This window comes from Nitratidesulfovibrio termitidis HI1 (assembly GCF_000504305.1).
Lineage (GTDB): Bacteria > Desulfobacterota > Desulfovibrionia > Desulfovibrionales > Desulfovibrionaceae > Cupidesulfovibrio > Cupidesulfovibrio termitidis.
Window position 1 is genome coordinate 1839646 of the sequence record NZ_KI632512.1, and the last position, 13020, is coordinate 1852665.

Here is a 13020-nt window from a genome sequence, read left to right on the forward strand (position 1 = left end):
GCGAACATCGGCAAGCCACTGGCAAGCGCCGTCGCATCCCCGCCCCGCCCGCATGCGGCCGGACGCCCTCCCACCGTTTCCCGCACGGAAGCTCCCGCCGACATCATCGGAAACATGCCGCCATGCCCCGCCGCCCTTGCCCCCGCATCCGTCGGTGGCTATAAGGACCGGGCGCGCCGCCACATCCGTGCGGCAGCGCGCCCCTTGCGCCCTTTGGCGTCCACCCTCCGCACACAGGCCCGCCATGTCCGACACCGGCAAGCTCACCCACGCCATCGTGGAATTCTACGAAAAGCTCTCCTCGTGGGAGCACGACGTGGTGCGCGAGCAGGGGCTTACCCTGCCCCAGACGCACACGCTGGAAATCCTGGGCATTCACGGCGCGCTGCCCATGAAGGAACTGGCCGCGCGCATGGGGGTGACCACCGGCACCCTTACCGTGCTGGTGGACCGGCTGGAGGACAAGCAGCTTGTGGTGCGCCGCCCGCACGAGCACGACCGGCGGTCCATCCTCGTGGCCCTGACCGAACGCGGTCAGACGCAGTACGAGGAGCACGACCGGCTGCACCGCCGCCTGACCGCCGACCTGACCGCCGACCTGACCCCCGAGCAGAAGGCGGCCCTGCTGCACTGCCTGGAAACCATGAACGCCTCCTTCTAGGGATTGCCCTTGGACCTGCCGCCGGACACACCATGACCGTCATCGAATTGCTGGCCCTTGCCGTGGCCCTTGCCATGGACGCCTTTGCCGTGGCCGTTGCCACCGGGGTGCAGTTGCGCTGCGTCTCGCCACGCCAGACCTTTCGCCTGTCGTTCCACTTCGGGCTGTTCCAGGCGCTGATGCCCGTGGCCGGGTGGGCGCTGGGCCTTACCGTGCGCGACTACATAGAGGCCTGGGACCACTGGCTGGCCTTCGGGCTGCTGGTCTTCATCGGCGTGCGCATGATGCGCGAAGCCCTGGCGGGCGACGACGAGGACGCCGACTGCAAGTGTGACCCCACGCGCGGCATGACCCTGCTGGTGCTGTCCGTGGCCACCAGCATCGACGCGCTGGCCGTGGGGCTTTCGCTGTCCATCCTCGGGCTTTCCATCTGGACGCCCGCCCTGGTCATCGGCGTGGTGTGCGCGGGCTTTACCGCGGGCGGGCTGCACCTGGGCCGGGTGCTGGCCAACGCCAGCCGCCTGGGACACCGTGCGGCCCTGGTGGGCGGCGGTGTGCTCATCGCCATCGGCGTGCGCATCCTGCACGACCACGGGGTGTTCGGATAACGGCAGCCGCTGCCTTCGGCCCCGCCTGCCTTCCCCCCAGCCTGCCGGTTCCGTCGATTCGGCCTGTCCGGCATTTCCGTGGCTCCCCCCTGTGCCGCCGTCCTGTGCCGCCATCCCTCGCCACGTCATCTCCCCGGTCGTTCCCCCCTCCGCGCTTGTGCCTTTTCTCCCGACCGGATATAGAATGTCATGAACCGGGCTTTCCGGCGGGCATTGCGCACCGCCACCCGGCGTGGCAGGCCGCCCGGGAGGCGGCATGCCCCCCCCTTGGGCCGCATGCGGCAACACCGTGCGGCCCACATTCACGCGGCAAGGACCGAGGCGCCGCGCCCCAGACGGCTGGCTTGCGCCGGGCCACAGCGCCCACCCCGCCCCAGCGTCGTGTCCCCATCGCCGCACGTCCACCGCAACCCCAACCCCGGAGGCATCGCCATGGGCGAACGCGAACACACCTATTACCGTACGCTCTACGACCTGGTCCGCGTCATCAACTCCAGCCTTGAACCGACCACCGTGCTCGACACCATCGCCAAGCAGGTGGCCGACGCCATGAATGCCAAGGCCTGCACCCTGCGGCTCATCGACCGGCGCGGCACCACCCTGCTCGCCAGCGCCGCATGGGGCCTGAGCAAGGGCTACCTGCGCAAGGGCCCCATCGAAATCGCCAAGAGCGGCCTTGACCGCGAGGTGCTGGCGGGCAACGTGGTGCACATCCAGGACGTGGCCAGCGACCCGCGCTTCCAGTACCCGGAAGCCGCCCGCGCCGAAGGGCTGGTATCCATTCTGGTGCTGCCCCTGCTGGTGGACGGCAAGGCCATCGGCTCGCTGCGCGTCTATTCCGACACCCGGCGGGACTTCACCGGCGAGGAAGTGGAGTTCGCCGGTGCCATCGCCAACCTCAGCGCCATCGCCATCGAGAACGCGCGCATGCATCAGGCGCTGAAGACCGACTACGAGTTGCTCACCGCGTACAACAACACCATCCACGAACTGTAGGAGAACCCCAGATGACCAAACTCCGCATTGCCATCAACGGGTTCGGGCGGATAGGCCGTCAGGTGTTCAAGGCCATCCTGGACCGATACCCCGACACCATGGAAGTGGTGGCCGTCAACGACCTGTACGACGTGGCCACCAACGTGCATCTGTTGCAGTTCGACACCTGCTACGGCCGCCTGAAGGTGGACGCCGAAGTGAAGGACGGCAACATCCACGTGGGCGACTGGACCGTGCGCAACTATGCCGAGCGCGACCCCAAGGTGCTGCCCTGGCGCGACCTGGGCGTGGACATCGTCATCGAATCCACGGGCATCTTCCGCACCGGGCCGCAGTGCAAGGCGCACATCGACGCCGGGGCCAGGAAGGTGATCATCACCGCGCCCGCCAAGGAAGAGGACCTGACCATCGTGCTCGGGGTCAACGACGACGCCTACGACCCGGAAAAACACCACGTCGTGTCCAACGCCTCGTGCACCACCAACTGCCTGGCCCCGGTCACCCTGGCCCTGCACAAGGCCTTCGGCATCGTCAAGGGCGTGCTGACCACGGTGCACTCGTACACCAACGACCAGCGCATCCTGGACCTGCCCCACAAGGATCTACGCCGCGCCCGCGCCGCCGCGCAGAACATCATCCCCACGTCCACCGGGGCGGCCAAGGCCGTGGCCAAGGTCATCCCCGAGCTGAAGGGCAAGTTCGACGGCATCAGCCTGCGCGTGCCCACGCCCACGGTGTCCATCGTGGATTTTGTGGCCGAACTTGAAAAGCCCACCACCACCGAAGAACTGCGCGCCACCCTGAAGGCCGCCGCCGAAGGGCCTATGAAGGGCATCATGGCGTATTGCGAAAAGCCGCTGGTGTCGTCCGACTTCATCGCCGACCCGCATTCCAGCATCGTGGATGCCGAATTCACCACCGTGATGAACGGCGACATGGCCAAGGTGCTGGCGTGGTACGACAACGAGTGGGGCTATTCCTGCCGCGTGGCGGATCTGGCTGCGCTGATGGCGAAGAAGGGGCTGTAGGCCAAAGGCACGCTTGGCCCTGCGTATTGCGGCCACGCTGCCGACAGAAGCTGCCCCTTGCGGCGCACCCGCAATCCCGGCATGTTGCCCACGCATACCCGGCGCCGCCCCAGGCGGCAGGGGGTGCCCAAAGCCATGACGGGCCGGCACTCGCACCGGCAGCGGAAGGCAATGGCTGCACTGCGTCAAAAAAATCCCCCGGGCGGTTGGCATACCGTTCGGGGGATTGCGTTACAGCGACCGAAGAAACACAAAAAAGCACCTCCCCTGCGCTGTTTGCAGCCCTGAGACACAAACGGAAGCAATACGGTTATGGGGTCAACGCTCCACATACCTGAACAGGTAGTCATTTCGTTGCAAATGCTCAACCAACTCATAGCCATGCTTATCCAGAAAAGGAACCATCACCTTGATGCTGCGGCATTCCACACAGATATACCTGAAACGAAACACGCTAAAATCAACACCCTTCAGCACTTCAATCTCGGCGCCTTCCACGTCAAGCGATAACAGATCAATAACCTGCGGAGATTTCGCCTCTTGAAGAATATCATGCAGCGTCCTTGCCGATGCTCCAAAAAGGACAACTTCTTCACCGGCAGGCAAATGGCGTTGACCTGACGCCACATGCCCCACGGGATTGCTTATGTCCGTGCCAACATGGAGAGGTGTCGTCATAAGGTTACAATACAATACCGGAACAAAAGCATCTGAATATTCAAACGAAACACAAGCGTTGCAAAAAAAATGGTTTTCTCGTGACCTCACTCGCTTGCATTGAAAATAATTATGCACCACAGGCTCGATCAATACCCCCCGCCACCCTCTACTTCTTTCGAAATAGCAGGTATTTGATTGGGAAACTCCATCATTGGCGCCAAGTTCGACAAAGTATCCGGAATCGTAATCCAGATACCGCTCCAGCTTCCTGTCCAGTTCTTCAAGACCGTAGTACTTCCGAGACTGATCAGACATGCGCCGACCTCCCCTGTAAATATTCCCTGCACATACCCCAAGGCGAACGCTCTGGCACCTCTGCCATGGAGTAAAGGAGGCGCTTTTTTTTGTAAATGCACCGAATGAAAGGGGAGGGCTTGCCCTTTCCCAGCATCTTCGCAGGAGTCCCCCTGCAGTTTCCGGGGCGCCTCCCCCCGCAAAAGCGCAAACGCCTACCGCCGTCGGAACGCCGCCAGATACTCCTGATTGCCCTTGGGGCCGGTAATGGCCGAGGGCACCACGCCCTCCAGGTCCAGCCCCAGCGCATCGCGGCAGTACGCCACCACCTTGTCCACGGCAGCCTGCCGCAGGGCCGGGTCGCGCACCACGCCCTTCTCGGTCTGCCCCGGCCCCACCTCGAACTGCGGCTTCACCAGCGCCACCACCCGTCCGCCCGGCTTCAGCCATTGCAGGCACGGCGCCAGCACCAGCGTCAGCGAGATGAACGACACATCCGCCACCACCAGATCCACCGGTTCCGGAATCAACTCCGGCGGCGCGGTGCGCAGGTTGGTATGCTCGTGCGAAACAACCCGCGCATCGGCCCGCAGTCGCTCGTGCAACTGGTTGTGCCCCACGTCCACGGAATATACCCGCGCGGCCCCGTGCTGGAGCAGGCAGTCCGTGAACCCTCCTGTTGACGCCCCGGCGTCCAGGCAGACGAACCCGGTCACGTCCAGCCCGAAATATTCGATGGCGGTCAGCAGCTTGTACGCCCCGCGCGAAACAAACCGCTCGCGCCCGAAGAGTTCGAAGCGCGTCGTCACCGGGTACTTGTGCCCCGGCTTGTCCACCTTCACGGCCCGCTCCGGCGTCTTCGCCAGATCCGGGACGCCCGCGCCGTCCTCGTCCCCGTCGCCGTCCCCGTCACTCTGCGGCAGCACCACCACCTGCCCGGCCATGATCAGCCGCTTGGCCTGCTCGCGGCTTTCGGCCAGCCCGGCCTCGAACACCAGTTGGTCGGCGCGTTCCTTTTTCGGTGGGCGCGCGGGGCGGGGGCGCGGAGCCACGACGGGCTCCCCGGAAGCGTCGGGACCGGACATGTGCGAGCCAGACACGTCCGAACCGGACACATCCTGACCGGACGCCGTTGCACCGGTGTTTTCCGGCGGCGTTGCCGCCACATTCTTTCGGACATCAGCGGGACGGGACATGCGGTACTCGCCATGCGCGGCATGGCCACGCGAAAAATGAGGAAAAAAGAAACCGGCGGTCGCCCGGACAACCAACCACGGGGGCACGCTGCCCCGGCCCTGCCCGGCGCAACCTTGACAGCGGCACGCGCCCGGCATACCTGTTGCCTGCGCCTGCCCGCCCTGCCCCGACGCACGGGGCGTGAGCGATGGGCAGACTACACGAGGCCCGGACGGCCCGCAACGCCGTCGCATCGGGGGCCTTGCCAAAACGGGGAGATGGGCGTATCAGTCTGCGTTCCGATTTTCCCCACGAGGAGTCCAAGATGAAGGAAAACATCCATCCCACCACGTTCAAGGCCAAGATGACCTGTGCGTGCGGCTATGAATCCGAAGCCCTTTCCACCAAGGGCGAGGTCGTGAACGTGGAAATCTGCTCGCAGTGCCACCCGTTCTACACCGGCAAGCAGCGCTTCGTTGACACCGCTGGCCGTATCGACCGCTTCCGCAAGAAGTACGCCAAGTTCGGCGAAGGCAAGTAGCCTGCCTTCCTCGGGCGGTGCGCACAGGCGCGCCGACGTCGATTTTTCCTCCCCGGAGGGGTTCGCCCTCCGGGGAGAAATCTTCATTGCCATCAGCCGCAAGGGGTACAGCATGGGCGCAATGGGCAGGACACGGGCCACCGGCGTGACCGGTGCGCTCCACGCGGCGTTTTCGCATTTTGGCCGTGCCTGTCGTGCGTTGCCCATGGCGCTGTCCCTTGCGGCGGACGCGCCCTGCACCATCGGCGGCCAGGCCGTGATGGAAGGCGTGATGATGCGCAACGGCGAACGCCTGGCCCTTGCAGTGCGCCTGCCCGACGGAGAAATCCTGGCCGAAAGCCGCCCGTGGTACACCCTGTCGTCCGCGGAATGGCTGAAGCGCCCCTTCGTGCGCGGCTTTCCCACCCTGGTGGAAACCCTGGTCAACGGCATCAAGGCCCTGAACCGCTCGGCAGAGCACGCCGCCCAGAACGAAACCGGCGAGGAACTGAAGCCGTGGCATCTGGCCCTGACCCTTGCGGTGTCGGTGGCCCTGGCCCTTGGCCTGTTCGTGGTGCTGCCGCACATGTTCTCGCTGGGCATGAAGTGGCTGGGCCTTGGCGGCGACGTGGAAGGGCTTTCCTTCCATGCCTGGGACGGCCTGTTCAAGTTCGCCATCTTCATCGGCTACATCCTGTGCATCTCGTTCTTGCCGGACATCCGCCGGGTGTTCCAGTACCACGGGGCCGAGCACAAGGTGATCCGGGCCTTCGAGGCGCGCGGCGACGTGACGCCAGAAACCGCCGCCATCCACAGCCGCCTGCACCCGCGCTGCGGCACCACCTTTCTGCTGTTCGTGCTGTCCATCTCCATCATCCTGCACGCGGTGCTGGTGCCGTTGCTGCTGCTGGTGTGGACCCCGGACGGCGCGGTGACCAAGCACGTCGGGACGGTGCTGTTCAAATTTCTGCTGATGGTCCCCATCAGCGCACTTGCTTACGAGGCCATCCGCTACGCCGCCCGCCTCGGCGACGGCCTGCCGGGCGCGGCGCTGCGCGCCCCCGGCATGCTGCTGCAGATGCTGACCACCCATGAACCCGACCGAGACCAGCTCGAGGTCGCCATAGTGGCCCTGCGCGAGGCCCTGGGAGACGCCGCCCCGGCAACGGTGCGCGCGCCCGCCTACCGCCATCAGGCCCCCGCAACGGAGTAACGGATGTTCGCCAAGCTCGAAAACCTGGAACGCCGCTTCGAAGACCTGGAGCAGCAGCTTGCCTCGTCCGAGGTCTTCAACGACCAGGACCGCTACCGCAAGCTCACCAAGGCCCACGCCGACCTCAAGGAAGTGGTGGACGTGTTCCGCCGCTACAAGGAACTGCGCCAGAACCTTGCCGACAACAAGGAACTGCTGGACGATGCCGATCCGGAAATCCGGTCCATGGCCCACGAAGAAGCCAAATCCCTCGAGACGGCCATTCCCGAGATCGAGCAGGAACTGCAACTGCTGCTGCTGCCCAAGGACCCGCTGGACGAGAAGAACACCATCGTGGAAATCCGCGCGGGCACCGGCGGCGAAGAAGCCGCCCTGTTCGCGGCGGATATGTTCCGCATGTATTCCCGCTACGCCGAAATCCGGGGCTGGAAGGTGGAAATCCTCAGCGCCAACGAATCGGACACCGGCGGCTACAAGGAAATCATCGCCCTTATCGTCGGGGACAAGGTGTACAGCCGCCTGAAGTTCGAATCGGGCACCCACCGCGTGCAGCGCGTGCCCGCCACCGAATCGCAGGGCCGCATCCACACTTCCGCCGCCACCGTGGCCATTTTGCCCGAGGCCGAGGAAGTGGACGTGGAAATCCGCACGGACGACATCCGCATCGACGTGTTCCGCGCGTCAGGCGCGGGCGGTCAGCACGTCAACAAGACCGAATCGGCGGTGCGCATCACCCACATTCCTTCGGGCATCGTGGTGTCGTGCCAGGACGAAAAGTCGCAGCACAAGAACAAGGCCAAGGCCATGAAGGTGCTGGCCTCGCGCCTGCTGCAGGCCGAGCAGGACCGCCAGCACAACGAGGTGGCCGCCGACCGCCGCTCGCAGGTGGGTTCCGGCGACCGGTCGGAACGCATCCGTACCTACAACTTTCCACAGGGCCGGGTAACCGACCACCGCATCAACCTCACCCTGTACTCGCTGGACCGGGTGATGGAAGGCGAGGCGCAAACCCTGTTCGACGCCCTGTCCACCCATGCCCAGACCGAGGCGCTGAAGGCGCAGGCCGACGTGCAGTAGGCCACCGAGACGGGGACACGGAAAAGAGTGCATACGAGGACGGCCCGTCGCGCAAGCGGCGGGCCGTCTTCATTTTTCATGTCCGCAGGTCTGATGCCGAAAGACCGCCCGCCCTGATATACAGCGCCACAGGGCCGGACGCGGGCATCATCGCCACGACCTATCCCCCCAGCGCCAGACGCAGCCCGAACGCAACCAGGCACGCCCCCACGCCCCGCTCGACGGCGCTCCGCCAAACAGTGAAGACACGCATGAAACGCGGTTCCGTCAGCCAGAACACGACCACTGCAAACCACGCAAAGTGCGCCAAGGCCACAAACGCCCCCACGCCAGCCAGCGCAAGGCGCGGCATTGCCGCGTCAACCACCTGTGTAAACAGCACCACAAAGAACAGCATGGCCTTGGGATTCATTATGTTGCACAAAAAGCCCTCGGAGAAGGAGCGCCATGTGTTCCCATGCCCCTCGTTTGTCGCCCCCCCCACTGGCGAGCCCACGCCAGTTTTTCGTGCGAGCAGCGACATGCCGCCCAGCCAGCACAGGTACACCGCCCCGGCATAGCGTATCGCATCCAGCACCCATGCGTGATGCGCCACGATGTACCCAAGCCCCAGCAGCGCATAGGCGGCATGCACGGTTGCGCCGCAGGAAATGCCGAACGCCGTGGCTACCCCGGCCTTGCGCCCGTGCCGCATCCCGCTGCGCACGATCATGGCGAAGTCCGGGCCTGGGCTGATCACTGCAGCCACCGTTACCCCCGCCACGATCGACAGGTTCATGATCATTGAATCATTCATGGTGATACCTCATGCGAATTTTATTAACACACTAGATATCCCCGTATTTTTCGACAGAAAAACGAAATAAATTCACTTTTGCCATGAAAGAAAGTATGGGCAACACATGCAGAAGCTCCCACCCCTCGCCCCGCTGGTTGCATTCCGCGCCGCCGCGCGACATGGCAACTTCACCGCCGCCGGGCATGCGCTCAACCTGACGCCCGGCGCGGTCAGCAAATCCGTGAAACAACTTGAGGAGTTCTTCCAGTTTGATTTGTTCCACCGCTCCAACAGGGGGCTCCGCCTTACCGAAAGGGGACGGGTGTTCGCCGAACAGACCAACACCTTGCTGGAACAACTGGAAAAGACGTGCGAGCGCCTGCTGACGGAACAGACCCGACACAGACTCTCCGTTTCATGCGAGCCAACCCTGGCCATGCGCTGGCTGATGCCCCGCCTTGAGGCCTTCGGGCGCATCGCCCCGCGCGTTGACGTGCAACTGTCCACGGCAGGCGGCCCCATCGACCTTTCGGCGCAAGGGGTGCATTTGGCCATACGCCGATCCGATTTCACCTGGCCGCGCGGGTACGCCTGTCGCTCCCTGGGGAAGGAGCGCATCGGGCCGGTGTGCTCGCCCGGCTATTGGAGCGACAACGCCAACCGGCCTGCGCGCCTGCTGCACACCAGAACGCGTCCGCAAGCCTGGGCCGACTGGCGGGCCCTTTCCGGCGTCGCCCTGCTCGCCGACACCGAACAATTCTTCGATCATTTCTACTTCAGCCTTCAGGCGGCCACGGCGGGCATGGGCCTGGCCATGGGGCCGGAACCGCTGGTGCGCGACGATATCGCGCGGGGCCTACTGGTCGCCCCATACGGTTTCTCCACCACCCCCATGGAGTATGTGGTGCTTTGCCCGCCCACCGGCGACGAATACGGGTTCACCGCCAACTTCACGGAATGGCTCGCAGTGGAGCTGGCCTTGCCACAGGATTGATGCCCACCGCTTGCGGCGCGCCCCCGGCTGCGCTACTGCTCGGCCCCATGAGTGACCATCGCCCCACGACTCTCCCCGATACTGTCGGACCGGACACGGCTGCCGCCCGCGCCGCCCTCGTCCCGTTGTCCGCCGCCGCGCCGCAGGGCCTGCGGGCAGTGGTGCGGGCCGCCGCCGCACATCTGGCGGCCAGCCCGTCGCCCTCGGTACGCGGCGACGCCCCACGCCTCACGGCAGAACTGCTCGTGGCGCGGGCGCTTGACCTGCCCCGGCAGGATCTGCTGCTGCGTCTGGCACTGCACCCCGCCGAACCGGTGCCGCAAGACGCGCTGACACACATCGCCACCCTGCTGGACCGCCGCGCTGCAGGAGAACCCACGGCGCACATCCTGGGCGAACGGGAATTCTATGGCCGCGACTTTCTGGTCACCCCGGCCACGCTGATTCCCCGGCCCGAAACGGAACTGCTGGTGGAGACCGCCCTTTCGCTGGCCCCGCGCGGGGCGCGCCTTGCCGACTGCGGCACCGGCACGGGGTGCATCGCCGTGACCCTGTGCGCCGAGCGGGATGACCTGCACGGCGTGGCCTGCGACATTTCGCCGGACGCGCTGGCCGTGACCGCTCGCAACATCGTGACGCATCTTGGCGGGACGATGGGGCCTGCCGCAACACATCCCGACCTGGCCCCACGGGACGCACAAGACGCCGCACGCCGGAAAGCCTTCCGCCGTTGCCAGCCGGTGCTGGCGGACTTCACCCGCCCCCTGTTCCGCGACGGTGCGCTGGACCTGCTGATATCCAACCCCCCCTACGTCACTGAGGCCGAACATGCAGGGCTGACGCCGGAAGTGCGCGACCGCGAGGCGCGTTCCGCCCTTGTGCCCTGCACGGGCGAAGGGGTGGACGATGCCGCCGCCGCACGGGGCCGGGCGGACGGACTGGGGCATGCTCGGGTGCTGGTGGCCGAGGCCAGCCGGGTACTTCGCCCCGGCGGTCTGTTCCTGATGGAGTTCGGCTGCGCGCAGGGGCAGTCCGTGGCCGACCTGTTCCTGCCGTACCCCCGGCTCTGGGCCCAGGTGGACATCCGACGCGACCTGGCCGGGCTGGACCGGTACGTGGTGGCCCGGCGCGCACAAGGGTAGTGACGGGGCACATACCCCGGCAGTGCAGGACGGCGATGCACGCGCGCGCGAACACGCGGCGGCGATGCCCCCTGCGAAGGAACGCCGTGTCACGCGAACGCCACCGGAATGTGTGGTTTCCGCACCACGGCGGCTGATGCGCAAAAGCCACACAAGTGCGTGAAACACACACCTCCGCGCGTCGCCCCTGACAACGATTCCTCGCATTTTCAGCATATTGCAAAAGTCTAGATTTTGGCACGGTTCATGCTCTAACGCCAGCGGAGGGGTTATGAACCAGACCACCATCAAGAAAAACATCGATTGCTCGGGCGTCGGCCTGCACGGCGGCAAGATGGTCCACCTGACCATGCGTCCCGCCCCGGAAGACACCGGCATCGTGTTCGATATCCATACCGCTCAGGGCGTCCGCCGCGTGGCCCCCAATCCCCAGTCGGTGGTCGCCACCGGCCTGGCCACCACCCTCGGCGTGTCCGGCAACGGGCATGACGCCTCGGTGGCCACCGTGGAGCATCTGCTTGCCGCCATCCGCGGCCTCGAGATCGACAACCTGATCATCGAGGTGCAGGGCGGCGAAGTGCCCATCATGGACGGCAGCGCCGCTTCCTTCGTCATGCTGCTGCGCAATGCGGGCATCCGCACCCAGTCGCGCGCCCGCCGCGTGCTGCGCATCGCCAAGCCCATCAGCCACGAGAGCGACGGCAAGTCCATCCGCGCCCTGCCCTACGACGGCTTTCGCGTGGACTACACCATCGACTTCGCCCATCCGCTCATCGGCGTGCAGCACATGAGCCTGGAGGTAACCCCCCGCACCTTCGCCGAAGTGGCCAAGGCGCGCACCTTCGGCTTCCTGCGCGAGGTGGAGTACATGCACAGCAAGGGCCTGGCCCTTGGCGGCTCGCTGGACAACGCCGTGGTGCTCGACGACTACGCCGTGCTCAACGACGACGGCCTGCGCTTTCCCGACGAATTCGTGCGCCACAAAATCCTGGATTTCATCGGCGACATGGCCATGCTGGGCACCCCGTTGCAGGGGCACTTCATCGTGAACTGCTCCGGCCACGCCCTGAACAACGCCTTTCTGCGCGTGCTGACCGAAAATGCGGACATCTACCTGCAGGAAGTGACGCTGGACGAACCCGCCGCCGAGCGGGCAGCCCGCCGTCCCGCCGTTGCCCCGGCCCATGCGCCCGCGCATGTGGGGCACCCCGCAACGGCCTAGCCTTTCGCTGCCCCGTCCATTGCCTTTCCGGGCCGCCTTCGGGCGGCCCTTTTCATTGTGCGCGACGGAGAGCGTTTGCGCCACGACGGTGCGCCAAACGCGGCCGAACCAGATCCCCGGCATACCAGACCTGCCGGCATACCAGACCTGCCGGCATACCGGCCAGACAGGCCAGACCGGACAGAGCGGTCGAACCGGCCAGACCGGACAAACCGGACAAACCGGCAAGTACGCGCCCGCAGCAGGGTTGCCCTGGACAACCGGATGCACGGGCAAGCCAAGGTCTGGGCCACACGAGATGCGCTGTCGGATACGCGCTTATTATAATGATTGGACAGCGCGGCGACACCATGCTTCCGCATACGGCGACACCCCCGACACGGACCGAGCTGTCATGTCGACGCCAATAGGCCCCATCCGCCCTGTTCCGTGTCCAGACCGGACCAGACCGGACCGGCCTTGCACGTCTGGCTCGATCTGGCCAACGTGCCCACCGCGGCGGGCCATCCGGTCAGACAGGCGTGCATGCGTCGACAGGCCGAGGCGGCACCGGTCGAACCCATGCAGGGCACTCCGCATGAGCCCACACGCGCCGCACCTTGCGGCCAATGCCCACAAATTTTTCCCCGCAAAACCGCGCCGGACGCCAAT

At 65.5% G+C, this 13020-nt stretch carries 13 protein-coding genes and 1 pseudogene; 11 read left to right on the forward strand and 3 right to left on the reverse strand.

Going from position 1 to position 13020, the window contains the following annotated elements; all coding sequences use genetic code 11:
- The first annotated feature begins 244 nt into the window (after nucleotides 1-244).
- The 4 genes from DESTE_RS07515 (at nucleotide 245) to gap (ending at nucleotide 3293) form a co-directional block, all read left to right on the forward strand.
- The gene (locus DESTE_RS07515; RefSeq protein ID WP_035066554.1) at nucleotides 245-661 is read left to right on the forward strand and encodes a MarR family winged helix-turn-helix transcriptional regulator; all 417 of its coding nucleotides are present in this window, start codon (nucleotides 245-247) and stop codon (nucleotides 659-661) included.
- Nucleotides 662-693: 32 nt separating this feature from the next.
- Nucleotides 694-1269: a manganese efflux pump MntP gene (locus DESTE_RS07520; RefSeq protein ID WP_035066555.1), complete on the forward strand. Its 576-nt coding sequence runs from the start codon at nucleotides 694-696 to the stop codon at nucleotides 1267-1269.
- 432 nt (nucleotides 1270-1701) lie between these two features.
- A complete protein-coding gene (locus DESTE_RS07525) occupies nucleotides 1702-2265 on the forward strand; it encodes a GAF domain-containing protein (protein WP_035066556.1) in 564 nt (187 codons plus the stop codon).
- 11 nt (nucleotides 2266-2276) lie between these two features.
- The gene (gene gap / locus DESTE_RS07530; RefSeq protein ID WP_035066557.1) at nucleotides 2277-3293 is read left to right on the forward strand and encodes a type I glyceraldehyde-3-phosphate dehydrogenase; all 1017 of its coding nucleotides are present in this window, start codon (nucleotides 2277-2279) and stop codon (nucleotides 3291-3293) included.
- A 318-nt stretch (nucleotides 3294-3611) separates the two neighbouring features.
- On the opposite strand, the gene DESTE_RS17600 is transcribed toward gap, so the two are convergent.
- Together DESTE_RS17600 and DESTE_RS07540 are read right to left on the reverse strand one after the other, a co-directional pair.
- Nucleotides 3612-4268, reverse strand: a complete 657-nt coding sequence (locus DESTE_RS17600; protein ID WP_084559401.1) for an FkbM family methyltransferase — start codon at nucleotides 4266-4268, stop codon at nucleotides 3612-3614.
- A gap of 194 nt (nucleotides 4269-4462) precedes the next feature.
- Nucleotides 4463-5299, reverse strand: a complete 837-nt coding sequence (locus tag DESTE_RS07540) for a TlyA family RNA methyltransferase (protein ID WP_035069942.1) — start codon at nucleotides 5297-5299, stop codon at nucleotides 4463-4465.
- 449 nt (nucleotides 5300-5748) lie between these two features.
- Here DESTE_RS07540 and rpmE point away from each other — a divergent pair, with 449 nt between their 5' ends.
- The 3 genes from rpmE (at nucleotide 5749) to prfA (ending at nucleotide 8233) form a co-directional block, all read left to right on the forward strand.
- On the forward strand, nucleotides 5749-5964 hold the full coding sequence (gene rpmE, locus DESTE_RS07545) for a 50S ribosomal protein L31 (protein ID WP_035066559.1): 216 nt from the start codon (nucleotides 5749-5751) through the stop codon (nucleotides 5962-5964).
- A 205-nt stretch (nucleotides 5965-6169) separates the two neighbouring features.
- Nucleotides 6170-7156, forward strand: coding sequence for a DUF1385 domain-containing protein (locus tag DESTE_RS07550; protein ID WP_035069944.1), 987 nt, complete (start codon nucleotides 6170-6172; stop codon nucleotides 7154-7156).
- A 3-nt stretch (nucleotides 7157-7159) separates the two neighbouring features.
- Nucleotides 7160-8233: a peptide chain release factor 1 gene (gene prfA / locus DESTE_RS07555; RefSeq protein WP_035066560.1), complete on the forward strand. Its 1074-nt coding sequence runs from the start codon at nucleotides 7160-7162 to the stop codon at nucleotides 8231-8233.
- Between the two features lie 160 nt (nucleotides 8234-8393).
- Here the strand turns inward: prfA and DESTE_RS07560 are convergent, their stop codons facing one another.
- Nucleotides 8394-9029 (reverse strand): LysE family translocator, encoded by a 636-nt coding sequence (locus DESTE_RS07560; RefSeq protein WP_084559402.1) that lies wholly within the window; start codon nucleotides 9027-9029, stop codon nucleotides 8394-8396.
- 106 nt (nucleotides 9030-9135) lie between these two features.
- Between DESTE_RS07560 and DESTE_RS18685 the strand changes: the two are divergent.
- From DESTE_RS18685 to lpxC, 4 genes and pseudogenes are all read left to right on the forward strand, one after another.
- A pseudogene (locus DESTE_RS18685) lies at nucleotides 9136-9273 on the forward strand (LysR family transcriptional regulator); the annotation flags it as partial.
- Nucleotides 9274-9447: 174 nt separating this feature from the next.
- Entirely contained in the window at nucleotides 9448-10005 is a 558-nt protein-coding gene (locus DESTE_RS18365) for a LysR substrate-binding domain-containing protein (protein ID WP_245590772.1), read from the forward strand.
- Complete coding sequence (locus tag DESTE_RS07570; RefSeq protein ID WP_245590773.1) at nucleotides 10005-11147, forward strand: N5-glutamine methyltransferase family protein; 1143 nt, start codon at nucleotides 10005-10007, stop codon at nucleotides 11145-11147. The genes DESTE_RS18365 and DESTE_RS07570 overlap by 1 nt, the downstream gene beginning before the upstream one ends.
- Nucleotides 11148-11418: 271 nt before the next feature.
- Nucleotides 11419-12369, forward strand: coding sequence for a UDP-3-O-acyl-N-acetylglucosamine deacetylase (gene lpxC, locus DESTE_RS07575; RefSeq protein ID WP_035066565.1), 951 nt, complete (start codon nucleotides 11419-11421; stop codon nucleotides 12367-12369).
- Nucleotides 12370-13020: the final 651 nt, after the last annotated feature.

Coding starts and splice junctions, on each gene's coding strand:
- DESTE_RS07515 (WP_035066554.1), top strand. CDS start 245: ATGTCCGACACCGGCAAGCTCACCCACGCCATCGTGGAATTCTACGAA.
- DESTE_RS07520 (WP_035066555.1), top strand. CDS start 694: ATGACCGTCATCGAATTGCTGGCCCTTGCCGTGGCCCTTGCCATGGAC.
- DESTE_RS07525 (WP_035066556.1), top strand. CDS start 1,702: ATGGGCGAACGCGAACACACCTATTACCGTACGCTCTACGACCTGGTC.
- gap (WP_035066557.1), top strand. CDS start 2,277: ATGACCAAACTCCGCATTGCCATCAACGGGTTCGGGCGGATAGGCCGT.
- DESTE_RS17600 (WP_084559401.1), bottom strand. CDS start 4,268: ATGTCTGATCAGTCTCGGAAGTACTACGGTCTTGAAGAACTGGACAGG.
- rpmE (WP_035066559.1), top strand. CDS start 5,749: ATGAAGGAAAACATCCATCCCACCACGTTCAAGGCCAAGATGACCTGT.
- DESTE_RS07550 (WP_035069944.1), top strand. CDS start 6,170: ATGGCGCTGTCCCTTGCGGCGGACGCGCCCTGCACCATCGGCGGCCAG.
- prfA (WP_035066560.1), top strand. CDS start 7,160: ATGTTCGCCAAGCTCGAAAACCTGGAACGCCGCTTCGAAGACCTGGAG.
- DESTE_RS07560 (WP_084559402.1), bottom strand. CDS start 9,029: ATGAATGATTCAATGATCATGAACCTGTCGATCGTGGCGGGGGTAACG.
- DESTE_RS18365 (WP_245590772.1), top strand. CDS start 9,448: ATGCGCTGGCTGATGCCCCGCCTTGAGGCCTTCGGGCGCATCGCCCCG.
- DESTE_RS07570 (WP_245590773.1), top strand. CDS start 10,005: ATGCCCACCGCTTGCGGCGCGCCCCCGGCTGCGCTACTGCTCGGCCCC.
- lpxC (WP_035066565.1), top strand. CDS start 11,419: ATGAACCAGACCACCATCAAGAAAAACATCGATTGCTCGGGCGTCGGC.